Source organism: Candidatus Syntrophocurvum alkaliphilum, from assembly GCF_009734445.1.
Classification (GTDB): Bacteria; Bacillota; Syntrophomonadia; order Syntrophomonadales; family Syntrophomonadaceae; genus Syntrophocurvum; species Syntrophocurvum alkaliphilum.
On sequence record NZ_CP046457.1, the window covers coordinates 1,413,043 to 1,438,651 of the forward strand.

Below are 25,609 nucleotides of genomic sequence, written 5' to 3' on the forward strand. Positions count from 1 at the left end.
GGGGATTATTAATGTTTAATTATACCACTTATATAGGCTATTGCCAAAATGTCATTATTATATTAGCTGACCTAGTGCAAATTTTTCTTTTATGCCTGTTAAGACAATATTTGCAAATTTCTTTTCTAAATTTTTTTCACAGCTAAACAATACTTCTATATAGTTTTCTGATGTTCCTCGAAACAATTGAGATGTTTCCTTTTTTTCTACTAATACTTTTATTTCTTTTCCTAAACGTTCATTTATAAAATTAAACCTTTTCTTTTCAGCAAGACTTAACAGCTCTTTGCTTCTTTTTTGTTTATCATCATTAGAAACTTGTGGTGTTAAATCATATGCGGGTGTCCCAGGTCTTTTGGAATACTTAAATACATGCAAATCTAAAAATGGTAAGGTTTTTATTAACTCATAAGTTAATGCATAATCTTCTTCATTTTCACCGGGAAACCCAACCATTACGTCTGTGGTTATACCAGCATCAGGTATAACATCATTAATTTCTTTTATTAATTTTGCATAGCTTTCTCGAGTATATTTTCTATTCATAGATTTTAAAATGCGATTACTTCCACTTTGGAGTGGTATATGAAAATGATTGCAAATCTTATCATTTTTAGCCACTAACTGAATTAATTTATTATTAACTTCAAGTGGCTCTATAGAACTTAATCTTATTCTATAATCTCCCTTAATTGAATTAGTTATTTCATTTAATAATTTAACCAAATTCCAATCTATAAGATCAGCTCCATAAAACCCCGTGTGAATTCCAGTTAACACTATTTCTTTGTATCCAATATTAACCATATTGCTTACTTCTTCTAGTACATCCTCTGGTGCCTTGCTTCTTATAGGACCTCTTGCATATGGTACTATGCAATATGAACAAAAACTTTCACAGCCATCCTGAATTTTTATAAATGCACGAGTACGATCATGGGTAGTGTTATAGATAACTTTATTTGGTTTGTCATTATCTTCAAAAGATGTATTTATTATTTTATTTTCTAAAAGTTCTAATTCTTCAATTATTTCTACTATATTTTCCTTAGATTTGTTCCCAATTATTAAATCTAATCCTTCAATCTTAGATAATTCTTCAGCATTAACCTGAGCAGTACAACCTATAGCCACAACTACTGCTTCAGGATTTGTCCTTATAGCCCTTCTTATCATCGCTCGTGATTTCCGGTCACTAACATGTGTAACTGTACAGGTATTTATTATATATACATCAGCTAGTTCATTGAAATTAACTATGGAAAATCCTCGATTAATGAAGTTTTCTTTAATAGTCTCAGTTTCTACTTGGTTAACCTTACATCCTAAAGTATGAAACGCTATTTTTTGCAATCCATTTCCATCCTTTATCCTAAATCTAATCTAACTCCCCAAACTCATACATTGTAGCTCCTAAAGCTACTATAGCTGCTGTTTCTGTTCTAAGTATCCTTTTACCTAGGCCTGCTAGAACAGCTCCTTGTTCTAAAGCCATTTTAGTTTCTTTCTCAGAAAAGCCTCCTTCTGGTCCAATAAGAATATATAGCGGTTTCTCTTTATACTTATTTTTATTATTTTTCAATATATCGTTTAGCGATATAGTTTTTTCGTTTTCGTATAGCATAATAATATTTTCCGATTTAATATCATGTAATAAATCATAGAGCTTAATCACTCGATTAATTGGAGGAACTACACTCCTTCTAGACTGTTTACATGCTTCAATAGCAATAGATTGCCACCGTTGTATACGGTTTTGAGCTTTTGATTCATCTAGTTTTACTACTGTATAATCAGTAATAACAGGATAAAAACTACTTACACCTATCTCAACCGCTTTTTGAATAATAGTATCCATTTTTTCGCCTTTGGCTATTCCTTGTATTAGTCTTAAATCTAGTTTAGGATCATTATTACTAATTTCTGCATTTATTATTTCACCTATAAAACAACCATTTGTTTTATCAATTAATTTAACTATATATTCTTTTCCTAATCCATCAAAGCAAAGAATTTTTTCTCCCTTTTTTATTCTTAAAACCTTATCTATATGTTTGCTTTGTTCTTTATCAATAATAGCAGTATTATTAGTATTATTTATGCAATCGGGAGAAATAAAAAAGCGGTGCATAGACCACATCTCCTTTCGCACCACTAAAATTTAAGCTTTTTTTGCTACTACCCCTATCCAATCAACATCTTGTAAAACTTCTTCTATAATAAAGTTATTTTCCTCTAATTGTTTTTTAACTCCTGGCCATCTACCCTCTACAATACCAGATCCAAATATATACCCACCCGGCTTTAAACTTCTATACGCTTGCGGTATTAATAATGAAACAACTTCAGCAGTTATATTAGCTAAAATAATATCAGTATCTTTTTGTTCATTAATGGCTTCAATGATATCACCTTCAGCTACATTAACAATATGATCTAATTTATTTAGATGAATATTCTCTTTAGCAACCTTAACAGCTACATCGTCTATATCTACAGCAAATATTTTGTTAGCTCCTATTTTAGCAGCAGCTATTGATAGTATTCCTGACCCACAACCTGCATCTATAACAGTTTCTTCACCCTGCATATATTTATCAATGAATTTTAAGCAAAAACGGGTAGAAGCATGTATTCCCGTTCCAAAAGCCATACCAGGATCTAATTCTATTATTACTTCGCTCTCTTTAGGTTCATAATCCTCCCAAGATGGCTTTATTATGAGTCTATCTCCTATTTTAAAAGTATGATAGTATTTTTTCCAAGCATCTTCCCAATCTTTTTGATTAACTTCACCTATATACATCTTACACCTGTAGTTAAAGGTTTTTTCAACCTTTTCTATATTAAGCTTTAAATCTTCTATAATCTTTCTATCTTCTGGAAAATATGCCTTTACTACAATAAATTCATGTTCTAAAACATCTAAAGAGTCAGTTCCTTCATTCCATTTGATTTTATTAACATATGTTCTAGCCGCTTGAGGATCTTCTATAATGACACCGCCTGATCCAAGCTGGTGAAATAACCCTGTAATTGCTTCAACACATACACCATGAGTTAAAACGCTTACTTCCTTCCATTTCATTTTTGCACCTCTATCCAATTACATCTCTAAATTTATTAAAAATACCTTTTCTATTCTCCTTTTCCTCATCACTTTCATAAAAATTCTGTAGTAGTTCTCTTTGTTTTTTAGTTAATTTTGTGGGTATTTTTACATCTACAATTATTTTTATATCTCCCGTTCTTTTACTGTTTAGATGTGGAACCCCTTTTCCTTTTATGGTAATAATATCACCTGGTTGCGTACCTTCAGGAATATTAACTGTGTGCTTTGCACCACCTAATAACGTAATTTCAATTTGAGCTCCTAAAGCAGCCTCTACAAAATTGATTTCTAAATTAGTTATCAAATTATATGATTCCCGCCTAAACTTTTTGTGTGGTTTTACAACCAAAATAATAAATAAATCACCTGGCGGGCCTCCATTAACACCTGCTTCACCTTCACCTTGTATTCTAAGACGTGCACCAGTATCTACACCAGCAGGTACCCGAATAGTAATGTTGCGCTTTTTACGCTCTTTGCCTGAGCCTTTGCAAATAGAACAAGGTTTATCTACAACCTTACCCTCACCATTACATCTGTTACAAGCTCTCACTGTTTCAAATCTACCAAATGGAGTGTTTTGTACACTTCTAACCTGACCAGCTCCATTACATTGTCCACAGGTCTTTATGTTTGTACCAGGTTCTGCACCACTACCATCGCATTTTTCACAATTTTCTAGCCTATAAAGTTCTACTTCCTTTTCAGTACCAAAAACAGCATCTTCAAATTCAATATCTAAACGCATCTCTCGGTCTGCACCCTGCTGTGGTCCAGTTCTACTTCCACCACCTCTGCCAAAGAAGAGGTCAAAGATGTCACTAAAACCACCAAGGTCATCAAAATCAAATCCTCCAAAACCTCCACCAGGACCTCCATTGCTATGATCAAAGGCATCGTGCCCATACCTATCATAAGCAGCTCGTTTTTGAGGATCACTTAATACTTCATACGCAACTGATATTTCCTTAAACTTTTCGTCTGTACCCTCTTCTTTATTTACATCGGGATGATATTTTCTAGCCTTTTGTCTATAGGCCTTTTTTATTTCATCTTCTGTTGCACCTTTTGCTACACCTAACACCTCATAAAAATCCCTCTTACCTGCCATTTGTCCCCACCTTCCTAAAAACGGGGCAAAACCGGAAAGACAGGTTTTCCGGGTTCACCCCTCCTAATTTCAATACCTTATTCAATATACTAAATATACTAAATATATATTTAAATGTAAAACTAACCTTTATCTAAATACTATTTATTTTCCTCATCTGATTTCTTTTGTTCATCTGAAATGTCATAATCAGCATCAAAAACTTCACTAGAAGGATCAGTCTCAGATTCGGGATTAGCATTTTCATACATTTTAGCTGTAAAGGCATAAATAGCTTCAGTCAATGCTTCGGTTTTAGTTTGTATTTCATCAGTATCATCTGCCTCAATTGCTTTGGAAAGCTCTTCTTTGGCTGTTTCTATCTTGCTTTTGGATTCCTCATCTATTTGTTCTTCATATTCTTTTATAGTTTTATCTGCTTGATATAGCATACTATCAGCTGTATTTCTAATTTCTATTTCTTTTAATCTCTTTTCATCTTCTTCTGCATATTTTTCCGCATCTTTTACCATTTGTTCAATATCGTCATCACTTAAACCACTTGATGAGGTTATAGTTATTTTTTGTTCTTTATTTGTAGCTAAATCTTTAGCTGACACATTAACTATACCATTAACATCTATGTCAAATTTTACTTCAATTTGTGGTGTTCCTCTAGGCGCTGATGGTATGCCAACTAATTGAAATCTACCAAGTGTTACATTATGTTCAGCCATTTTTCTTTCACCTTGTAGAACATGAATATCAACTGAGGTTTGATTGTCAGCCGCTGTAGTAAATACTTGGCTTTTTGCAGTTGGTATAGTTGTATTACGTTCAATGATTTGAGTAAATACTCCTCCTAGTGTTTCAATACCTAAGGATAATGGTGTTACATCTAGTAAGACTACATCAGATACATCGCCTGCTAATACTCCTCCTTGAATAGCTGCACCCACAGCAACTACCTCATCCGGATTTATGCCTTTAAAAGGTTCTTTGCCTAAAAATTCTTTTATGGCATCCTGTACCGCTGGAATCCTAGTTGAACCACCAACTAAAATAACCTTATCAATTTGTTCTGGTTTTAATTCTGAATCCTTAAGTGCTTGCCTAGTTGGACCCATAGTTTTTTCCACTAAATCAGCAGTCATTTCGTCAAATTTAGCTCTAGTTAATGTTCTTTCAAGATGTAATGGTCCTTCCTGGGTTGCAGTAATATATGGTATGTTAATATCAGTAGTTAATACTGAAGATAATTCATGCTTAGCCTTCTCTGCTGCTTCTTTTAGTCTATGCATAGCCATTTTATCATTATTTAAATCTACACCATTTTCTTTCTTAAACTCTTCTACCAACCAGTTTATTACTTTATCATCAAAGTCATCACCACCAAGTTTATTATTACCACTCGTGGCTTTTACTTCAAATACCCCATCACCAATTTCTAGTATTGAAACATCGAATGTTCCTCCACCTAAATCAAAAACTAAAATATTTTGATTATCATCCTTATCTAAACCATAGGATAATGCTGCTGCAGTTGGTTCATTTATTATTCTTAAAACTTCTAATCCTGCGATTTTCCCAGCATCTTTAGTAGCCTGTCGTTGAGAATCCGTAAAATAGGCTGGCACCGTAATAACAGCCTGGGTTATCTTATGCCCTAAGTAAGCTTCTGCATCTGTTTTTAGCTTCTGTAAAACCATAGCAGAAATTTCTTGCGGACTGTAACTCTTATCATCAATAGAAACTTTATAATCAGTACCCATTCTTCTTTTAATTGATAATACAGTTCTGTCTGGATTAGTTATAGCTTGACGTCTAGCAACCCTTCCAACTAATCTTTCTCCTGCTTTAGAAAAACCAACCACAGATGGAGTTATTCTTTCCCCTTCAGCATTTGGTATAACAACAGCTTCTTTTCCTTCCATAACAGATATAACTGAGTTAGTGGTACCTAAGTCTATTCCCACAACTTTTCCCATTAAAAACACCTCCACAATAATGAAAAATAATTACTAAAGCGTTATACGCATAATTTATCTATTTGCTAACTTTCACTAAACTTGGTCGAATTAGTCTATCATGTAGTTTGTAGCCCTTTTGCATCTCTTCAATTACAGTATTCTCTGGATATTCCTCAGACTCTTCAACTAATAATGGCTGATGAACTTCCGGATCGAAGGGCTCTCCTACAGATTCAATAATTTCTACTCCTTCATTTTTAAGTATTTCGTTTATTTTACCAACTGTCATTTCTACTCCTTTTACTAACGAATCCAAATCATTTGTGTTTTTAGACATTGCAATAGCTCGTTCTAAATCATCTAGAATAGGTAATAAATTTTTAATAAAAGGCAAACTAGCAAATTTGGTATATTCTTCCCTTTCTTTTTGAGTCCTTTTACGTATATTTTCCGTTTCCGCTACTGCTCTCAAATACAATTCATAATTATTTTGAGATTGTTCTTTCATTTTTTCTAACTCTTGCTTAACAACTGTTATTTCATCAATTTCCTTTTCATCTTTTTCATGATTATCTCCCTTGGTTTCTTCGTACGTTTCTTCTGGGTTAGTACCAGAAAAGTCCATATTTTTATCTTTTAAATTTTTTTCGTCCATTGTGTCACCCCTAAAACATCTAGTTATACTTATTAGAATTTATTTTTATTAAACTTCTTATAGCAACCTCCTTTTTATTACTATCATTGATTGGTTTCACTGCGAAAAGCTAAACTTAGACTATAGAATCGGCTGAGCTAACTTGTTTATCACGCCACTCATCGGTCTTTATCTCGTTTTGGCTTAGCACTTATTATCTAAGATGAAATTTTATTTATTATTCGGGACTTAGATAAACAAGTTAGCTCAGCCTTAAGTATTTTTGTAGTTACTTTTTGCAGAAGAATCAAACTTAATTTTTCACTAAAAAGATGGAATTTAAAAGCGCTCTTTTATAATCTGTTCAACAATGGCTCGTACTGATTCAATTGTACCTGCTGCTTTCCAGTATTCCATACGAACAGGACCTATAAGTCCTATTTTCCCCATTTCACTAGAAGTTTTATATCCTGCAAAAACTAGGCTCATCTCTTTAATTTCATCTATTTCATTTTCTTTGCCTATCTTTATATTGACTTCGTCATTAACGTCATTTGGTATTGATTCTATTAAGCCACCATCTTCATCTAAAATTGATAACATACGTTTAAGTTTTTCTATATCTTTAAATTCAGGTTCATTTAAAATATTTAGTGAGCCACTTACAATAAGCCTTTGTTCTTCTGAATTTGTTAAAAAGTTATCTAATACTTCTAGAGCCGTATCTATAACTTGTCTTCGGTTTAATAATTCATTTCTTAACGTTTGCATATCATTTCGACTCATTTGATTTAAACTTTTACCTTTAAAAGTTTGACTAAATACTTCCCCAATAATTTTCAAATCATCTGCACCTATATATTCAGGCACATCAATTTTTCTGTGCAAAATAAGTCCTGCTTCAGTAACTATTAAAAGTAAAGCTTCACCGTTGCTTAGCGGCATTAATTGTAAAAATTTAAATTTACTAAACTTTACTGAAGGTACAATAATAAATGATGTATAACGTGTTATTTGAGATATAAATTGCCCAACTTTTTGAACTACCTCATTCCACTCATATATATTTTCAGTTAATACTTTATGCAGCAACTCAATCTCTTCATTACAAAGGGTTTCCTTCTCCATCATACAATCAACAAAATATCTAAAACCTAATTCAGAAGGAATCCTACCAGCTGATGTATGTGGTTGTTCAAGGTAACCCATATCTTCTAAATCCGCCATTTCATTCCTAACTGTTGCCGCACTAATTTTTAGATTATGCTTTTTTTTAATTGCTCGTGAACCAACTGGTTCTGCAGTATTAACATAATCTTTAATAATTGATTCTAGTATGGATTTCTTCCTATCATCAAGTATCATCCCAACCACCCACTCTGTTAGCACTCTCTGCTGTTGAGTGCTAATGTATGTTTAATAAAAAAATATCACCTGAAAAATTCTTTGTCAAGTTCTCTTCAACCTAGAAATTGACAAAAAACGGAGTTTGAAAGAAAATACCCTTCTTTTGTAAGAAAAAGATATCCATCCTTATAATTTAACAAGTTATTTTCAATACATTTGTCAATAATTTTTTTATATTTAACCAATATATCTTGGTTAAATCTATTTAAAAAGTCACTTCTATTAATTCCTTTTGTTTTTCTTAACCCTAAAATTATGGCATCTACTAATAGTTCGTCCTCAGTCATAGTTTCTAATATTTGTTCCTTGCTTCGACCTGTTTTGTTGACTTGATCTATATAATTTATATAGTTAGTTTCATTCATAATTCTTTTGTTATCAATAAAACTAACAGCTCCAGCCCCAAATCCTAAATAGTATCTAGCATCCCAATAAATTAGGTTGTGTTTACTTTCAAATCCACTACAAGCAAAATTTGATATTTCATAATGCTTGAAGCTATTGCTCTGTAGATATTCTATGCATTTATAATACATTTGTGATTCAAAAAGTTGATCTAGTAATTGTAGTTCATTTTTTTCAACTTTTTTTCCTAAAACTGTATTCGGCTCTAGTTGTAATAAATAAGTGGATATATGCTTGGGGCTACAATCTATAGCTAATTTTAAATTTTTTATCCAATCATTTAAACTTTGGTTGGGTAATCCATAAATTAAATCTATGTTAAAGTTGTCAAATGTTTTATGCAGATTCTCTACCACATTATAAATGTCTTTAGTGCTATGAATTCTACCCAAAAGCTCTAATTCTTTAGAAAAAAAACTCTGCACTCCTAATGATATACGATTTACTCCTGCTTGTTTAATACTTATTAACTTAGTCAAATCTAAGCTCTGAGGGTTCGCCTCCATGGTAATTTCTGAGTTGCTATCTACTTTGTAATAGTTTTTTATCGTATTAAGCATCATATTAAGTTGGTCACTACTTAATAGGCTAGGTGTTCCCCCCCCTATATATATGCTTTCTATACTTGTATAACTAAAATCTTGGCTTTTGGTTTTTAATTCATATATTAAACATTTTAAATAATCATTTAGTATTTCTTCATCTTTTAAAGAGACTGAATAAAAATCACAATAAAAGCATTTTTGTACGCAAAAAGGGATATGTATATATATCCCTTTTTTAGTTTCCTTAATCATTTTCTATATCTAAAACTGTCATAAAAGCATCTCTAGGCACTTCAATGTGTCCAATTTGCTTCATGCGTTTTTTTCCTTCTTTTTGTTTTTCTAAAAGTTTTTTCTTACGGGTAATATCTCCACCATAACACTTTGCCAAAACATCTTTTCTAATAGCTTTTACCGTTTCTCTTGCAATAATTTTACTTCCAATTGTCGCTTGTATTGATACTTCATACATTTGTCGCGGTATTATTTTGCGAAGTTTTCCTGCAATTGATCTAGCTCTATAATATGCTTTTTCTCTATGAGCTATAAAACTTAAAGCATCTACCGTTTCCCCGTTTAATAATATATCTAATTTAACTAAATCAGAAACCTCATAACCACTTATTTCATAATCTAAAGAAGCATAACCTCTAGTTCTTGATTTAAGAGCATCAAAGAAATCATAAAGAATTTCTGATAATGGTAACTTATAAGATACTATTACTCTAAGAGGGGTTATATATTCCATATTTATAAAGTTACCTCTTTTATCTTGGCAAAGCTCCATTACTGTTCCAACGTAATCATTTGGAACCATTATTGATGCTTTAACATATGGCTCTAAAACACTATCAATTTTTTGTGCACTAGGCCAATCAGTGGGATTTTGAATATATTCTTCTTCTCCATCAGTTAATACAACTTGGTATATTACACTTGGAGCTGTGGCTAATAAGTTAAGATCATACTCTCTTTCTAATCGCTCGCGAATAATCTCCATGTGTAAAAGCCCTAAAAAGCCACATCTAAAACCAAAACCTAAAGCTTCAGAACTATCAGGTTCATAATGTAATGATGCATCATTTAGCTTTAATTTATCTAAAGCATCTCTTAATTTTTCAAAATCGTTATTTTCTAGAGGGTATAAACCACAGAAAACAACTGGTTTGACTTCTTTATACCCAGGCAAAGCACTTTCAGCAGGATTTCCAGCACTTGTGATAGTATCACCAACCTTGGTATCCCCTACATTTTTTATTCCTGCAGCTAAATAACCAACTTCTCCTGCTTTTAGTTGATCAACCTGAGTCATATAAGGTGATAATACACCTATTTCACTAACTTCAAACTCTTTACCCGTTGACATCATCTTAATCATGTCACCTTTTTTTAAAGTACCAGAATCAATCCTAATATAAGATATTGCTCCTTTATATGAGTCAAAATATGAATCAAATATTAAAGCCTTTAATGAATCGTTTTCGTTTCCAACAGGTGGTGGAACATTTTCCACAATAGCTTCGAGTACATCCTCAATACCAGTGCCTAATTTAGCCGAAATAGGTATAATCTCTTCTTTACTTAGACCTATTACATTTTCAATTTCATCTTTTACACCTTCAACATCCGCACCAGGTAAGTCTATCTTATTAGCAACACCTATCATTTCTAAGTTTAAATCCATAGCCATATATACATTAGCTAAAGTTTGTGCTTCAATTCCTTGAGAAGCATCTACTACTAATAGTGCCCCTTCACATGCTGCTAAACTCCTAGATACTTCATAAGAAAAATCAACATGACCGGGTGTATCAATTAAATTTAACAAATATTCATTTCCATCTTTAGCAGTATAATTAAACCTAACAGGTTGCAATTTTATAGTAATTCCCTTTTCTCTTTCTAAATCCATTTTGTCTAAAAATTGCTCTTTCATTTCACGTTCAGTCAAAGTATTTGTAAACTCTAACAAACGATCAGCAAGAGTAGACTTCCCGTGGTCTATGTGAGCTATGATACTGAAATTTCTAATGCGTTCTTGCAAGTGTAACCCTCCATAAGGAAAATATATAATCTTATTTATCTGCACTATTATACATTATTTTAATAAAGGTATCCAGTAAACCATTATGCATTAACTATATAATTACATAGTTAAGTTATATTTAGCATTAAAAAAAGCTCCCTAGGGAGCATAGTTGGATTTAGTTAGAGTGCTAAAAGAATTAATAAAGAAAAACAGCATAAAAAATATTCCATATTTTTAACATGTGATTTTTCACAGCCTCATATCCACTTAAAGTGTACTCCTTAACAATGGTTATAAACTTTTGGCTAGTTTCTTTTTCTAAAGTATATATTTCCCCTAAGAAAGCTACATTTAAATCATGGTTTTCCAAAGCAACACTTATAATAGGACCTCTATTTTCCAAAACTAAGCTATTAATAGCTTGATTACTTACATTAAGACCTAATATGGTTATAACTATTACTACAAAGACTAAAAATAATTGCCATATATTGAACACAAATTATATTTCCTCCTTTAAAACCTCAACTAAAACCTCTGTAAAAAGCTCTCCTGCATAATCTGCTTCATCGTAACTATTATATTCCGTTCCCATCTCTAGTAACAGCGCGCGGGGATGGTATTCTTGGTTATAAGTTCCAGGCTTGGTTGTTATTCCTTTTATTAAATCAGGATACATTTCTTGTCCTTTGTGATATAGCTTTTGAGCAAATTGCAAATTTCTTCTCCAATTTGGGTGCGGTGTACGTTCATCGGTACCTACTATAATTAATATTTGTGCACTTTTTCTGCCATCAAACTCTACCGTTGTAGCTGTATTAAGTCCAGGAATACTATCTCTGTGTACATCAAATACAGCTATTACATTATCATGATTTGATAGAAATTGAGTTACTGTTTCACGAGAGTTAGTGTAGCTTCTACTATATTGGGGATAGTCATGTATCGTATCATCAAAAACTGCATTAATACCATACTCTTTCAATTTAACCGCCATATTTTCAGCAACATTATTTACAAAACCTCGCTCACCATCTACTCTTGCTGTACCACTTTCACGAACATAGGTTTCCGCACTATGAGTACAATAATAAAACACTTTATACCCTGATAAATCACCTTTTAATTTAGGCTGATTAATTTTAGGTAAAGATATAACCGGAGTCGGAGTACTATCATCTTTATCTTTATTCCCCTCATTTATTTCCTTATTAATTACTCCACTACTAGCATGAGCTAAAATTTGCAAGTTAGCAATAATGAGATTTTCCGGTTTTAAAAATGCAAAGATAGAATCACTAACTTTATCGTAATTACCCGACATAGCAATGTTTAGTTCTCCTATTAAACTTTCTCCTTGTTCATTACTAATTTGAAGTCCAGAAAAAGGCATCAATAAAGTGTTTCTTGGTTCAATATTTTGAACCCTATTCATAAAATAATTATTAATATCTGTGCTTACTCCAATAATGGTTATAAGTATAAATAATTGAATTAAAAAAACACCTTTTAAGAATGCTAAAAAATTTTCTTTTTTCATCCTGTCCACCCCTTTATCGGATGTCATTTTAATATTATGGTGGACAAGTATTTTTTAGAACAAATTTGAATTAAATAATAAGCTTTTTTTAAATTATTAGCTTTTTATTGCAATTTATATTCGCAAATGCTATAGTATTTCTGTTAGCTTTACGCAAATAAGGAGGTGACAGAGTGGCTGTTAAAGGAAAAACACCTGCTAAAAGAGCAAGAAAAGCAGAAGAAAACAGACTAAGGAATAAAGTCTATAAAACTAGGCTTAAAAATAGTATTAAAAAATATGAAATTGCTTTAAGCAATAATGATGAAGAAGCAGCAAAAGAAAACTTAATTCAAACAATTTCAGTTATAGACAAGTGCGTTAGCAAAGGAGTACTTCATAAAAATACCGCTGCTCGGAAAAAATCAGCTTTAACTAAAGCATTAAATAAAGCAAGCTACTAAACATATAACCTGTCAAAATGACAGGTTTTTTTATTTACATAGACCTACTAGAAGGGTTTCCATTACAAGTTTTTCGTCACTACTAGTTGTTTTTAGCAGGATATCTGTTTTAAGCAGTTCTTCAAAAACAATCCTTATTTCTTCCCAAGAGAAGGTTTGAGTTTTAGCCATCATTTTTCTAATCACAAAACTCTTCATCCCAGATTCTTGTTCAACTTTTTCTTTTGAAAACCCTAATTCTTTATAATATTTAACTTTAGAAAAATCAACAAACTGTCTGGTTATCATATATAAAATAAAAACAGGATGACTTCCCTGTAATATTAGTTTATTAAAAGCAGTAATTGATTGATTTAAATCACGGTCAAAAATTGCGTCTGTTAATCTAAAAATATTTATTTCCTCGCGACTTTCTAATTCATATTCTATATCTTGATAATTAATTTCTTTATTGTAGTTGATTAAACATATTTTATCTATCAAATTTTTTATGTAATACATATCATTCTTGCTATTAGCAATTATAGCTGCTGCTTTTGGAGTTATTGTTTTGCCACGAGTATTAAGATCGTTTTCCATCCAATTAACAAGAAAATCTTTAGTAGGTTTTTGACAATTTATTATTTGGGCATTTTCGTTAATTAACTTAGCAATTGAATTTGTCTTGTTGTATTCAAGTGCTGTTATAATTAGTGCCTGCTGTTGATATTCTTTATTAAGATATGATTTTAATACCTGATATATTTCATCTATTTTTTTATTTTTGCGCGAAGCTTTATTTAACCACCAAGGCTTTTTTATTATAACAATTCTATGTAATGAAAAAAGAGAGCTATATTCTAGTGAATGAGCTAACTCTAAAGGCCCTAATTCATCAGCTTCTAGATAAATTATTTCAGATTCATCTTCATACAGTTTTTCTATATCTTCAATTTTATTTTCAATTGCTTTATCAAGCAAATAAACATCTTCTCCCCAAATAAAATAAATAGGTTTCACTATACTTACCCTCCATCTATTAATACCCAATAGTTTATAATTTAAAAAATATTGTACACAGTAATTATATCAATGATTGCTTTTTAAGTTAATTATTAGTCTATGTTATAATTTAATTATTAAAACATATTATATAATGATGCTTTATAATGATGCTTTTTTTCTTGCCCTTATATAATTTTTCTGGATTAGTTAGGAGGGGTAATTTGTCAACTTATGATGCAATAATTGTTGGATCTGGACCTGCAGGTATTTTTGCTGCTCGTGAACTAATTAAAAATAATGAATTAAATATTCTATTAATAGAAAAAGGTAGTACTGTAGAAAAAAGAAAATGTCCAATTAGTGTTGATGCTAATAGCTGTATTAACTGCAACCCTTGTTCTATTATGAGTGGCTGGGGAGGAGCTGGTGCTTTTTCTGATGGTAAACTTACATTAACTACTGAATTTGGAGGATGGTTAGATTCATATATCGGAAAAGAAAAATTGCAACATCTTATTAATTATGTTGATGAAATTTATGTAAACCATGGAGCACCAGATAGAGTTTTTGGTACAAATGATGAAGTTGTTGAAGATTTAGTCCAAAGAATTTCTAAATCTAATCTCAAACTAATTCCAGCTAAAATTAGACATATGGGTACAGAAAACACTTTAAATGTTCTAAAAAACATGAAAAAAGATTTGGAAAAAAAGATCACCATTAAAACTGGGGAGTTTGTTGAAGAACTATTAATAAAAGAAAATAAAGTTTATGGAGTAAAAACAAAAAAAGATACTTACTATTCTGAAATAATCGTATGTGCTCCAGGTCGAGATGGAGCTGAGTGGTTTTTTGATCAAGCACAAAAAAATAATCTCAAATTAAGTAACAATCAAGTTGATATAGGTGTAAGGGTTGAAATCCCTGCAATTACATTAAAAGAATTTACAGATAGTATATGGGAACCTAAGATTATTTATTATTCCAAAAAATTTGATGACATTGTTAGAACTTTTTGCGTAAATCCTAACGGATATGTAGTAATGGAAAATACAAATAATGTAGTTACAGTAAATGGACACGCTTTTGCAGATTCAAAAAACAAAAGCACTAACACTAACTTTGCTCTTTTACTAAGTCAAGAATTTACCGAGCCATTTGACAAGCCAATTCTTTATGGTCGTTTTATTGCTAGTTTAGCTAATATGTTAAGTGGGAGTATTATTGTACAAAGATATGGTGATCTTAAGCGTGGTAGACGTTCTACATATAATAGAATTAAAAAAGGTATTGTAGAGCCTACTTTAAAAGGAGCAGTTCCTGGAGACCTATCATTAGTTCTTCCTCACCGCTATATGGTTGGTATCAAGGAATGTCTTGAAGCTCTTGATAAAGCAATTCCGGGTGTTGCATCAGATCATACACTCCTTTATGGAATAGAGGCTAAGTTCTATTCTGCTCGTCCCAAGTTAGATAATAGTTTGAAAACAGAAATAGATGGCTTATGGGCAATAGGCGATGGAGCTGGAGTAACAAGAGGGCTAATTCAAGCTAGTGTCTCAGGTGTAATTGCTGCTAGGTCAATTTTAGACAAAAAAGATGAGGCAAACTAGCACTATAGCTTTATATTAATATAGTTGATTATCAAATAACGCAAACAAGAGCTTAATCTCTTGTTTGCGTTATTAGTTTATCTGCCCCTAAGATATGTTTATCTATCCAATCAATAATAAAGTCTAAGACCTCTAACAAGTACTGATCTTGTGCATCATCAACAGCTTCTAAATCAATGTTATTAATTTTTTCAATAAAATCATCATGGCTTACTTTGTGAGACAAAAACTTCTTATATCCTATTTCCTTCATTAAGTTTTCTTCTGTTTCAAAATGATAAATTGTATAATTTTTTAGCTCTTCTAAAATATTTGCTATATCATCATACTTATCTATGCGAAATTCATCTTTTAAAACAGCATAAGCTCTGCCTGCTATTTCAAATAATTTTTTATGCTGTTCGTCAATTTGATTAATACCTAACTCATATTCTTTTTTCCATTTAATCATTAGCGAATCCCCCTTACTATATTAATCTTAAATAATATCTTACCTAAAAATATAGTAATTGAGAAGGATTTGTATTTACTACTACCATTTTAACCAAGCCCATATTCTTTGAAGAAGATATCCTTGTTTAAATAACATAAAAACCGTAACTCTATTGCTTTTTTCTAACTGTCTCCATAAATAAATAAAGAAAGGAATTGCAACAACAACCGATAAAAGCTCAGACAAGGAAAATGCATACCAAACTCCATTTAAATCTAAATACTGCGGAAGAATTAATAATAAAGGAATAAATATAATGAGCTGACGTATAAGTGATAACCACATTGCTATCATACCTTTACCAAGAGCTTGAAAAACAGTATTTAAAATAACCAGTGGCCCTATTAGTGGCATAAAAAGTGTTGCAATCTGCAAGCACTTCACACCTACTAGTGTAAGTGCAGGATCATCTGAAAAGAAACTAATTATCCAAGTAGCATTATATTGAATTATTGTCCAAGCTATACCTAATAGTATAAAAGATATAGCTGAGGCCTTTAGAATAGTTTCTTTTACCCGATCATTATTACCAGATCCATACGCAAAGCCAGCTATTGGCATAGTGCCTTGAGAAAGACCAAAAATGGGCATATAAACTAAAGAGCGAATTCGCAAAAATATCCCCAATGCAGCAACAGAAGTATAGCTATATCCTGCTAAAATACGATTTAATAATATCATTATAAATACACCAGCAATTTCCATAATCATAGTTGGTATGCCTACTTTATATATTCCTAAAATCACTCGTAAGCTAGGCTTAAAGTTTTTAAATGACCATGTTAATAAATCTCTTCTCTTTAAGATTATAATAATAATCATGGTTGATGCCGTAGCTTGTGCTAATACTGTCGCTATTGCAGCACCCTGTATCCCTAAGCCTGGTATTGGTCCAAAACCAAACATAAATATAGGATCAAATAATACATTTAAGGCTATACCTAACAATGCTACTAGCATTGGAATTAAAGTATTTCCCTCTCCCTGAATTATATTTCCTACCATCATGGGAATAAATATAAATACACATCCAAGTAGTATCACTGTTAAGTATTGTTTGCTTAATAAAAATATATCTGGGCCACAACCAAGAAAAAATAATATATTATCTATATATTTAAGTCCAAAAAACAGAAATAATATACCGTATAATACTGCTATTATAATCCCATGCCATGCAATATTATCAGCATGTTTAACATCTCCTCTACCTAGGGTTCTAGATATTAAAGATGTTAAGCCGATCCCAGTTGCTGAACCCACTGAAATTATTAATAAATTTACTGGCAAGGAAAGTGTCAAGGCGGCAAGAGCAGTTGGCCCCAGCTTAGCTACAAAGTATGTATCTATTAAACTAAACATTGCATATAGCATCATTCCAGCCATAGCAGGAAATGATAATTTAGCTAATAGTAATCCCACACTATCATGAGCCAAATTTTCCCTTTTAATTGTAATCTCTCCCTCCTCATAAAAACTATGTCTAAAGAGGAAGGAATATATTTAATAATTTATAGCATTTTTTTCCATGTTTGTTATGAACGTTTCTATTTCTAATGTATTACCATCAATCTTAAACTTTATTGCTCCATTTTTATCAGTACGGTAAACATTTATATTTTTTTGTTCTAAAACATCTAGGGTAGCCTGACCCGGATGATTAAACCTATTATTCTCACCTACAGATATAACTCCATAAACAGGGTTAATTGTTTCATAAAATTCTGCAACTGCTGATGTGTTGCTTCCATGATGTGGCACTTGAGTTGCAATAACTGATGGCAACTGCTCTTGTCTTAATAAAACTTCGATAGCTTCTCTTTCTATATCCCCTGTTAAAAGCATAGAAAAACCCTTGTATTTAAGATGTAATACTACCGATTGATTATTGTACTCACTGTTAATAAAGTCTTCTAATCCTGGATGCAATACCTTTATATTAAAATCTTCTTCTATATTAAGAACCATTCCTCTAGTCAAAGGTACTACAGATATACGGTTTGTTTTAGCTGTTTCCTTTATAAAATTGTACTCTTCTACATCAACTAATTTTTTCGGTAGGCCTATATATTCAACCGGAACAGTTGAGACTACTGATTCTAATCCTTTTAAATGATCGATATGTGGATGAGTATTAATAGCCATAAAAAGCTCACTAACTCCTCTGTCATAAAGATACGGTAATACGGTATAAGAAGCCACATCTGAAAAATGGCTTCCTCCACCATCAACAATAATAAACTTACCCCCTGGACTTTTTATAAGAATGCTATCACCCTGCCCCACATCTATGAATACAACCTCTAATACACCTTTATTTTGTACACTAGGCGGTATATAAAAACTACCAATAAACAATGATATAACTAACAAACCAGAAGCTAAAACTTTTTTATTACTCCTAATTAAACCTCGAGCAATAACTAATAAACCTACATAATATAATAAAACTGCTAATACAGACGGCGAAGAAACACGACTAAAGGCATTAGGTATACCCTTAAAGACATCAACCATATACAAAATTATTTCTATACATAACCCTGCGGGATATACAAAAATACTAGCCATTGTTTGAAACAGTGGTGCAATCACTATCCCTAAAAAACCAAGAATAACCGTAGCTCCAGTAAGATAAGAAATAAAAATATTGCTTAATAATGCTATAGGAGTAAAAAGATTAAAATAATATGCTACTAAAGGTAAGACCGCAATTTGAGCACATAAAGGCACTAAAAGCAAATCAATTATTTTAGAATCTTTGTTAATTGCCTGTCGAATAAGAGGAAATATGTATATTAACCCAAAAGTAGCTAGAAAGGATAATTGAAATGATATCTTAAATATTGAATATATATCCATAACCATTATTAAAATTCCTGCTAAACCCCAAGCATTTAATAAACTATTATCACTTTTTGAATAATAGGCTATAAGGCCAATAGAACCCATAATAAAGGCTCTTGTTACCGATATAGGCCAACCGACTACCGAACAGTAAAAAAACATGACTGCTATAGTAATAAAAACTCTCAAACCTGGGGCTAAGTTAAAAAGAGATGTAATCCATATACTAATTAATAATATAAAACCTATGTGTAACCCCGATACAGCAAATATATGCACAATGCCGGTTTTCTGAAAATCTTCATATTGCTCTGCAGGTAACTCATGCCTCATCCCTAGTAACATCCCAAGCATTACCGAAGACTGCTGTTCAGGTAATATATCCTTTATAAACTCCTGTGACTCAGTTCTAAAATTATGAACAATCTCCTGATAACCACTATTGTTTTGAATAACCACAATATCAGATGGTTTTTCAACTGCTGCTATGTAAAAAACATTTTCATGCTTTAAAAAACGGGGATAATCAAAATTACCTGGATTAGTTGGAGGATTAGGAGAGTTAAGATCTGCCTTTAGTTTAACTGTATCACCCTTACCAACTTCGGTAGGAAAATAGCAAACAACCCTAAATCTTTGTAAATATGGGCTATCATGATTAGTATTTATAAAAAAGATAGTTCTATCCTCATTGATAATAGGATGAGTATCAACCTTACCAGTTAAAGTAGCATTTTCGATAGGAGCTAAATTTTCAGGAGGGTCAACTGTGGTTAAATTATAATAAAAAGTACCAACAACAAATACTAGAATTAATGCAATTCTAATACTTTTAAATGGCTTTAAAAGCAAAACTAAATATATTATCACAACAGCTATTAATGCTTTAAATCCAAAAAAACTACTTAGTATAATACTAAGAGCAAACACAATAAAACTAGCAAACCATATTGGAACCATATCATTACTTCCTAATTAAATTTTCAAGCCAACAATATACCTTAAGATTCTAGGTTTGCTATAATTTTCCTGCAAGAATGGTGGAATTTTTTGCATCTTCTTACAGATCTCCTTTGACTGTAAATAAAGATTATATTATCGACAGCGTAATAGAAATAAACAAGGAGAAAAGATGAATGCCAAAAATACTAAAGCAACTATTAATATAAAAGCTTTTTGTTAAAGGGAAAATTATACATTATAAAGAAAGGTATTATAAATTATAAAAAAGATGAAAAAGATTTAGAAGCAAAAAGAGAAATTTTAAAAGAAATAAAAAATATACGTTCAAATTTAAATTAAAAAACTGTAAGACATAAATTAGAAAAAAATAAAGGGGGATTACATCTAGTGACTGACCACAGGCATTCGGAAATACATATTGAATGCAAGGGTACGTTAACACTTGACGATTTTAAAAGTTTTAGTTTTTATAAAAGAAAAAAGTTTCTTTTTACTTATACGTTATGTTCGTTTGCATTGGTTTTCTTATTGTATACTTTCTTACATAAAATAATTTCACCAGAATTTTATTCCACATCAATAGCATTAATTATCTCTTTATTTGGTACTGTAATTATTTATATTATAGGAATAACAACACTTAGTTCTGCTGCTAAAAAAGAATACTATAGTGATAAAGTTTTACAAAACGAAAAAAAGTTTGCAATAGGAAACAAAGGCATAAAAATAACCTCCGAAAAAACAAGCACAGAGTCATTTTTAGCATGGAATGATTTTGCTTCTGCTCACGAATATAAAGATTTATTTATGTTGAATTTATCACTGAATAAAGCAGTTGTAATTCACAAAAGATTTTTTTACTCTAATGAAGATATTAACACCTTTAAAACACTTATAAAAGAAAACATACCACAAAATAATTTTATAATTTAATTAACAATTAGAACAGCTACAAAAATACAAAAACTAATTATTTTGAAACCAGAGGATTTTAACACTCCACAGCACCTCCGCTACCTTTAATGTATAAAGTATTTTGCAACAGCACAACACATATCTATTAGCAGTAATTATTTTAGGACTGAAAGTTTACTTAATAGATTATGATAAATCTTTTGAATCTCATGACATTATACTAATCTCCTATATCAATATTATATAAATAACTCATACTTTCATTGCTTGTTGCTAGAAAATAATTATAAGAGGTTAATTTTATGTATTAATATACTTGGAATAAAAATATTGAGTGAACTACTCACGTGACATACACTCTCGCTATTAAAATGAAAAGTTTAAAAATATATTACTTTTCATTAACACTTGTTCTTGCAAATGTAGAAGGTGAGAATGAAACCTCATAATGACCTTCAAGTTCTTTTTGCACTTGTTTTGTTAGAAGTAACCCTTGTTTATTATGTTCTTCTTCAAGTTTGATTCCATTATGGGCGATTTCATCATTATCCCAATCTATCCATTCACCATACCTCTCTACCCATTTCCATAATTTCGACTTCAAATCAAGTGAAATCGAAAAATCTTCTATGTCGAGATTACATCCACAATGTTTGCACCAAATTGGATCTGCACCTACATCTGCTTCTACCTTCAAGTTATAAGTTTCTTTTTGTTCGCAAAGACATTTCATATACCTAATAGCCTCCAAGTTTTTAAAATTTCTTATTCCATAGACCTACTCGTTAGTTCAATAATAATTATTTCAAATATTAAAAAGTATAACTCATACTTTTCTGTTAGAAAATATGAGTTATACTTAAAATTATATTCAATTACAATTGAACAGTCCTTTTCCATGTATCGTTATACGAGATGATTAATGGCACAATTTCCTCACCATTTTGACTATTACTATCTTAACGCCCGCATCTATGTGCTGTGCACTTGCTAAATTATCCATAGAGCACCCTACCTTCCTGCGCTATTTGACGCTCTATAGATGGAATATACTTTCGTTGATTAAATTTATTTTTCTTGCTAACTATCACATCTACAGGCATTGTTTTTTTATCTCTAATTGCTTTGTTTATCAGTTTCATTGCATCAATTTCTCGAATATTAGCATCCTCTTTTATTACAACAAAAATATCTAAGTCTGAGTCAGCATGTGGTATACCAGTTGCATATGAACCAAAAAGAAATATCTGCTCCACTGGAACAATTCCTGTAATAATGTCTGTAAGCATTTCTAATTCTTCCTGTATTCTTTGATCCAAACTCAACACCTCCACTTACTTCTCAGTTTCCAAATATCATTTCAACTGCCTTATATACCCATTGTACCACAATATGGAAATTTCATCTCTATCCTGAATCATAATTATATCTTCAACTTTTAGTTTGAAATTCATTCAACAAATGGACTACAATATCCTCCTTATGAAAACGAGCAAAAGTTCCAAGCAAATAAGTACCCAACTCTGCTAAAATAGCATTTTCTTGCTCTAAAGAAAAAGGTGGTTCTATATTATTACAACAGCTATAAATGCTTTAAAACCAAAAAAACTACTTAGTATAATACTAAGAGCAAACACAATAAAACTAGCAAACCATATTGGAACCATATCATTACTTCCAAATTAAATTTTCAAGCCAACAATATACCTTAAGATTCTAGGTTTGTTATAATTTTCCTGCAAAATTAGGAAGAAGGAGACAGCAGACTGTGCGAGAAACAACATTAGCTTTCACACGTTTGACGTCCCTTGTGTCTGACTTTTGAGTTATTGACTCGTTCTTCTACAAGATTTTTCTCATAATATATTTTTCTGCTTCAACTATGAAGAAAACAAACAGTCCACCAATAAGGGGAATTAACCAAGCATGTGCTGTTAATGGAGCAGTTCCAAAAAGAGTATTCATAAAAGGTGCATATGTAAACATTAACTGTAATGCAATTAGTACAGCTACCGCAACAAATACATATTTATTATTAAAGAAATCATTACTAATACTAGTTTCATTTAATTTTTTAGAGTTAAATAAATAAAATAGCTGTGCAGCTACTAGCATATTAACTGCAATAGTGCGATTAGTATCAATATCGTTCCCACCCATTAATGAATATGAGTATGCTAATGCAGTTAACCCGGCAACTAAAATAGAAACAAATGTTATACGCCATAAAAAGTATCCTCCAAGAATAGGCTCATCCGGTTCACGTGGCGGAAGTTGCATTACTTTTTTCTCCATGGGTTCTACTGAAAGAGCTAGGGCAAGTGTAACTGCAGTGACCATGTTAACCCATAAGATCTGTACAGGCGTAATAGGTAAAGTTACTCCAATTAACACTGCTCCCATTAATACAAGGGCTTCTGCACCATTTGTTGGAAGCAAAAAGAGAATAGTTTTTCTTATGTTGTCATATACAGTTCTTCCCTCTTCCACAGCATTTACTATAGAAGCAAAGTTATCATCTGTAAGAATAATCTCGGAGGCATCTTTTGATACCTCTGTACCTTTAATCCCCATGGCAATGCCCATATTAGCCCTTTTTAGGGCAGGAGCATCATTTACTCCATCCCCAGTCATTGCACATAACTCATTATTTGCTTGAAGAGCTTTTACTAACCTTAACTTATGGGCAGGATCAGTTCTAGCAAATACATTATGGGTCATTACTACTTTTTTTAATTCTTCATCATCAAGCTTTTCAATCTCAGAACCCATTACAACATCTTTATTCTCACCAATACCAAGTTTATTTGCTATTGCTTGAGCTGTAATTGCATGATCTCCTGTAATCATTATTACGCGTATTCCTGCTTTTTTACACTCTTCTATGGACGTAAAAGCCTCGTCTCGCGGTGGATCTATAATCCCAATTAGACCAAGAAAAATTAAATTATTGTTTTTAAGTTCATTCTCATTTAAATTGTCAATAGAACCATCAACTTTGGCATATGCTGCAGCCATAAGTCGCTCGCCCTGGCTAGCGATTGACTCCATCTGTTTTTTCCAATATTCATGATCTATCTCCTGCTCACCATCTTGGGTTAACTGCTTACTACACATATCTATAATTCTCTCTGGTGCTCCTTTTAAAAAGATATAATTATTATCTTCATCTTGATTTAATGTAGCCATATATTTATTATCAGATTCAAAAGGAATAGAATCGACCCGCTTTGGATTGTAATCCTTTAATCCAGCCTTATAAGAAAGTGTCTGTAACGCTCCCTCTGTAGCAGTGCCAACAACTTTCCATTCGCGATCTTCTGCCTTCTTTATTTGAGAATCATTACAGGCACGAACACATTGAACTAGTTTTTTAAAGACTGTTTCACGATTAATATCTATCTGTTCATCATTTTTATATATCATTCCTTCAGGTTTATACCCTGAACCTTCAATTTCATACCTCTGTTCTGCTGTAACTATAGTCTTTGCAGTCATTTCATTTCTTGTCAGTGTTCCAGTTTTATCTGAGCATATTACTTTCACAGAACCTAAAGTCTCAACTGAAGGTAAACGTCGAATGATAGCATTTCTTTTTGCCATCTGTTGCACACCAATAGCTAAAGTAATGGTCATTATTGCAGGCAAGCCCTCAGGTATCGATGCGACTACAAGTCCAATCGAGGCCATAAATAATTCTACATAGGTATAATCTCTAAAATAATATCCGAATGCAAAAAAGGTAACTGCTATAACAATAATAAATACCGATAGTATTTTTCCAAATCTATCAATTTTTTGTAGAAGTGGAGTAGTTATTTCCTCGACCTCATCCATCATTTGCGTGATTTTACCAATTTCTGTCCTTTGTCCAGTTGCTACAACTATACCTGTTGCTTCGCCATATGTAACTAATGTACCTGAATATGCCATGTTCTTACGGTCACCTAGGACAACATCTTCATTTACTGTATCAGTAATTTTCTTTACATCAGTAGACTCACCTGTTAAAGGTGATTCTTCAACTCTAAAGTTCTTAGCTTTTACAATCCTCACATCTGCTGGAACCTTATCTCCAGAGCTTAATATAACTATATCTCCAAGTACAAGTTCTTCAGCATTTATCTTTTGTCTATTTGAATCCCTTATAACTAAAGCTTCCAGTGAAAGCATTTTTTTAATTCCTTCTAGGGCTTCTTCGGCTCTGCCTTCTTGTACAAAACCTATAATTGCATTAACAATAACAACAGCTAGAATTACAAATGTATCTACCCAGTGATTCATAAATGCTGTAACCACTGCTGCTACTATAAGTAAGTATATTAACACATTATGAAACTGAACTAACAATCGCATCAAAGCACTTCGCTTTTTTCCTTCTGGTAATTTATTTTCCCCAAATTCTTCTAGACGATTTTTTACTACATCCTCTGCTAAACCTGTTTCAATTGATGTATTTAAGCCTTTTTCGACTGATGCAACATCTAAACTATGCCATTTTTCATCTTTTATATTTTCTTCTTTTAATTCTGCCATAAGATAATATTCCTTCCCTTTAGTAGTAGATGTATTAATACTGGCTTTTATAATTATTGTCTTCAAGCTAATATTCTTCAGTG

The 25,609-nt window shown here is 31.7% G+C and carries 22 protein-coding genes; 4 read left to right on the plus strand and 18 right to left on the minus strand.

Translation table 11 applies throughout. The features are described from left to right. Nucleotides 1-57 precede the first annotated feature (57 nt). The 11 genes from mtaB to spoIIP all read right to left on the minus strand — a co-directional run bounded on the left by mtaB (nt 58) and on the right by spoIIP (nt 12,732). Complete coding sequence (mtaB, locus tag SYNTR_RS06895) at nt 58-1,353, minus strand: tRNA (N(6)-L-threonylcarbamoyladenosine(37)-C(2))-methylthiotransferase MtaB (RefSeq protein ID WP_197079048.1); 1,296 nt, start codon at nt 1,351-1,353, stop codon at nt 58-60. A 25-nt stretch (nt 1,354-1,378) separates the two neighbouring features. Beyond that, nucleotides 1,379-2,131, minus strand: a complete 753-nt coding sequence (locus SYNTR_RS06900) for a 16S rRNA (uracil(1498)-N(3))-methyltransferase (protein WP_197079049.1) — start codon at nt 2,129-2,131, stop codon at nt 1,379-1,381. 30 nt (nt 2,132-2,161) lie between these two features. Then, nucleotides 2,162-3,088 (minus strand): 50S ribosomal protein L11 methyltransferase, encoded by a 927-nt coding sequence (gene prmA, locus SYNTR_RS06905; RefSeq protein ID WP_156203832.1) that lies wholly within the window; start codon nt 3,086-3,088, stop codon nt 2,162-2,164. A 10-nt stretch (nt 3,089-3,098) separates the two neighbouring features. Then, nucleotides 3,099-4,223, minus strand: coding sequence for a molecular chaperone DnaJ (dnaJ, locus tag SYNTR_RS06910; RefSeq protein ID WP_156203833.1), 1,125 nt, complete (start codon nt 4,221-4,223; stop codon nt 3,099-3,101). Nucleotides 4,224-4,363: 140 nt separating this feature from the next. Continuing rightward, complete coding sequence (gene dnaK, locus SYNTR_RS06915) at nt 4,364-6,190, minus strand: molecular chaperone DnaK (protein ID WP_156203834.1); 1,827 nt, start codon at nt 6,188-6,190, stop codon at nt 4,364-4,366. A 58-nt stretch (nt 6,191-6,248) separates the two neighbouring features. Beyond that, on the minus strand, nt 6,249-6,827 hold the full coding sequence (gene grpE / locus SYNTR_RS06920; protein WP_156203835.1) for a nucleotide exchange factor GrpE: 579 nt from the start codon (nt 6,825-6,827) through the stop codon (nt 6,249-6,251). A gap of 318 nt (nt 6,828-7,145) precedes the next feature. Beyond that, complete coding sequence (hrcA, locus tag SYNTR_RS06925; protein WP_156203836.1) at nt 7,146-8,171, minus strand: heat-inducible transcriptional repressor HrcA; 1,026 nt, start codon at nt 8,169-8,171, stop codon at nt 7,146-7,148. Between the two features lie 95 nt (nt 8,172-8,266). Further along, nucleotides 8,267-9,415 carry a radical SAM family heme chaperone HemW gene (hemW, locus tag SYNTR_RS06930; protein ID WP_156203837.1) on the minus strand — a complete coding sequence of 383 codons (1,149 nt, stop codon included), beginning with the start codon at nt 9,413-9,415 and terminating at the stop codon, nt 8,267-8,269. Further along, nucleotides 9,408-11,207: a translation elongation factor 4 gene (gene lepA / locus SYNTR_RS06935; protein WP_156203838.1), complete on the minus strand. Its 1,800-nt coding sequence runs from the start codon at nt 11,205-11,207 to the stop codon at nt 9,408-9,410. Before lepA ends, hemW begins: the two co-directional genes overlap by 8 nt. A gap of 181 nt (nt 11,208-11,388) precedes the next feature. After that, complete coding sequence (locus SYNTR_RS06940; protein ID WP_156203839.1) at nt 11,389-11,691, minus strand: hypothetical protein; 303 nt, start codon at nt 11,689-11,691, stop codon at nt 11,389-11,391. Between the two features lie 3 nt (nt 11,692-11,694). Next, nucleotides 11,695-12,732, minus strand: a complete 1,038-nt coding sequence (spoIIP, locus tag SYNTR_RS06945) for a stage II sporulation protein P (protein WP_197079050.1) — start codon at nt 12,730-12,732, stop codon at nt 11,695-11,697. Nucleotides 12,733-12,905: 173 nt separating this feature from the next. On the opposite strand from spoIIP, the gene rpsT reads away from it, so the two are divergent. Further along, complete coding sequence (rpsT, locus tag SYNTR_RS06950; protein WP_156203841.1) at nt 12,906-13,175, plus strand: 30S ribosomal protein S20; 270 nt, start codon at nt 12,906-12,908, stop codon at nt 13,173-13,175. A gap of 30 nt (nt 13,176-13,205) precedes the next feature. Here rpsT and holA read toward each other — a convergent pair whose 3' ends face one another. After that, nucleotides 13,206-14,174: a DNA polymerase III subunit delta gene (gene holA, locus SYNTR_RS06955; protein ID WP_197079051.1), complete on the minus strand. Its 969-nt coding sequence runs from the start codon at nt 14,172-14,174 to the stop codon at nt 13,206-13,208. Nucleotides 14,175-14,380: 206 nt separating this feature from the next. Here holA and SYNTR_RS06960 point away from each other — a divergent pair, with 206 nt between their 5' ends. Further along, entirely contained in the window at nt 14,381-15,772 is a 1,392-nt protein-coding gene (locus SYNTR_RS06960) for an NAD(P)/FAD-dependent oxidoreductase (RefSeq protein ID WP_156203843.1), read from the plus strand. Nucleotides 15,773-15,824: 52 nt separating this feature from the next. Here the strand turns inward: SYNTR_RS06960 and SYNTR_RS06965 are convergent, their stop codons facing one another. The 3 genes from SYNTR_RS06965 to SYNTR_RS06975 all read right to left on the minus strand — a co-directional run bounded on the left by SYNTR_RS06965 (nt 15,825) and on the right by SYNTR_RS06975 (nt 20,072). Then, entirely contained in the window at nt 15,825-16,223 is a 399-nt protein-coding gene (locus SYNTR_RS06965; RefSeq protein ID WP_156203844.1) for a bacteriohemerythrin, read from the minus strand. A gap of 81 nt (nt 16,224-16,304) precedes the next feature. Then, a complete protein-coding gene (locus tag SYNTR_RS06970; RefSeq protein ID WP_156203845.1) occupies nt 16,305-17,702 on the minus strand; it encodes an MATE family efflux transporter in 1,398 nt (465 codons plus the stop codon). Nucleotides 17,703-17,768: 66 nt separating this feature from the next. Beyond that, nucleotides 17,769-20,072, minus strand: coding sequence for a DNA internalization-related competence protein ComEC/Rec2 (locus tag SYNTR_RS06975; protein ID WP_156203846.1), 2,304 nt, complete (start codon nt 20,070-20,072; stop codon nt 17,769-17,771). 216 nt (nt 20,073-20,288) lie between these two features. On the opposite strand from SYNTR_RS06975, the gene SYNTR_RS11710 reads away from it, so the two are divergent. After that, nucleotides 20,289-20,414: a hypothetical protein gene (locus SYNTR_RS11710; protein ID WP_279285943.1), complete on the plus strand. Its 126-nt coding sequence runs from the start codon at nt 20,289-20,291 to the stop codon at nt 20,412-20,414. 48 nt (nt 20,415-20,462) lie between these two features. Further along, a complete protein-coding gene (locus tag SYNTR_RS06980; RefSeq protein WP_156203847.1) occupies nt 20,463-21,008 on the plus strand; it encodes a YcxB family protein in 546 nt (181 codons plus the stop codon). A gap of 373 nt (nt 21,009-21,381) precedes the next feature. Here SYNTR_RS06980 and SYNTR_RS06985 read toward each other — a convergent pair whose 3' ends face one another. The 3 genes from SYNTR_RS06985 to SYNTR_RS06995 all read right to left on the minus strand — a co-directional run bounded on the left by SYNTR_RS06985 (nt 21,382) and on the right by SYNTR_RS06995 (nt 25,592). Continuing rightward, nucleotides 21,382-21,723, minus strand: coding sequence for a hypothetical protein (locus SYNTR_RS06985; protein WP_156203848.1), 342 nt, complete (start codon nt 21,721-21,723; stop codon nt 21,382-21,384). Between the two features lie 262 nt (nt 21,724-21,985). Then, nucleotides 21,986-22,318 (minus strand): nucleotidyltransferase domain-containing protein, encoded by a 333-nt coding sequence (locus SYNTR_RS06990; RefSeq protein ID WP_243140154.1) that lies wholly within the window; start codon nt 22,316-22,318, stop codon nt 21,986-21,988. Between the two features lie 514 nt (nt 22,319-22,832). Then, nucleotides 22,833-25,592 carry a cation-transporting P-type ATPase gene (locus SYNTR_RS06995; RefSeq protein WP_243140155.1) on the minus strand — a complete coding sequence of 920 codons (2,760 nt, stop codon included), beginning with the start codon at nt 25,590-25,592 and terminating at the stop codon, nt 22,833-22,835. Nucleotides 25,593-25,609 lie beyond the last annotated feature (17 nt).

What these genes read in the sequence shown, in the direction of transcription:
- SYNTR_RS06900 (WP_197079049.1), bottom strand. Translation starts at nt 2,131, where the DNA reads ATGCACCGCTTTTTTATTTCTCCCGATTGCATAAATAATACTAATAAT.
- prmA (WP_156203832.1), bottom strand. Translation starts at nt 3,088, where the DNA reads ATGAAATGGAAGGAAGTAAGCGTTTTAACTCATGGTGTATGTGTTGAA.
- dnaJ (WP_156203833.1), bottom strand. Translation starts at nt 4,223, where the DNA reads ATGGCAGGTAAGAGGGATTTTTATGAGGTGTTAGGTGTAGCAAAAGGT.
- dnaK (WP_156203834.1), bottom strand. Translation starts at nt 6,190, where the DNA reads ATGGGAAAAGTTGTGGGAATAGACTTAGGTACCACTAACTCAGTTATA.
- grpE (WP_156203835.1), bottom strand. Translation starts at nt 6,827, where the DNA reads ATGGACGAAAAAAATTTAAAAGATAAAAATATGGACTTTTCTGGTACT.
- hrcA (WP_156203836.1), bottom strand. Translation starts at nt 8,171, where the DNA reads ATGATACTTGATGATAGGAAGAAATCCATACTAGAATCAATTATTAAA.
- hemW (WP_156203837.1), bottom strand. Translation starts at nt 9,415, where the DNA reads ATGATTAAGGAAACTAAAAAAGGGATATATATACATATCCCTTTTTGC.
- spoIIP (WP_197079050.1), bottom strand. Translation starts at nt 12,732, where the DNA reads ATGAAAAAAGAAAATTTTTTAGCATTCTTAAAAGGTGTTTTTTTAATT.
- SYNTR_RS06965 (WP_156203844.1), bottom strand. Translation starts at nt 16,223, where the DNA reads ATGATTAAATGGAAAAAAGAATATGAGTTAGGTATTAATCAAATTGAC.
- SYNTR_RS06975 (WP_156203846.1), bottom strand. Translation starts at nt 20,072, where the DNA reads ATGGTTCCAATATGGTTTGCTAGTTTTATTGTGTTTGCTCTTAGTATT.
- SYNTR_RS06985 (WP_156203848.1), bottom strand. Translation starts at nt 21,723, where the DNA reads ATGAAATGTCTTTGCGAACAAAAAGAAACTTATAACTTGAAGGTAGAA.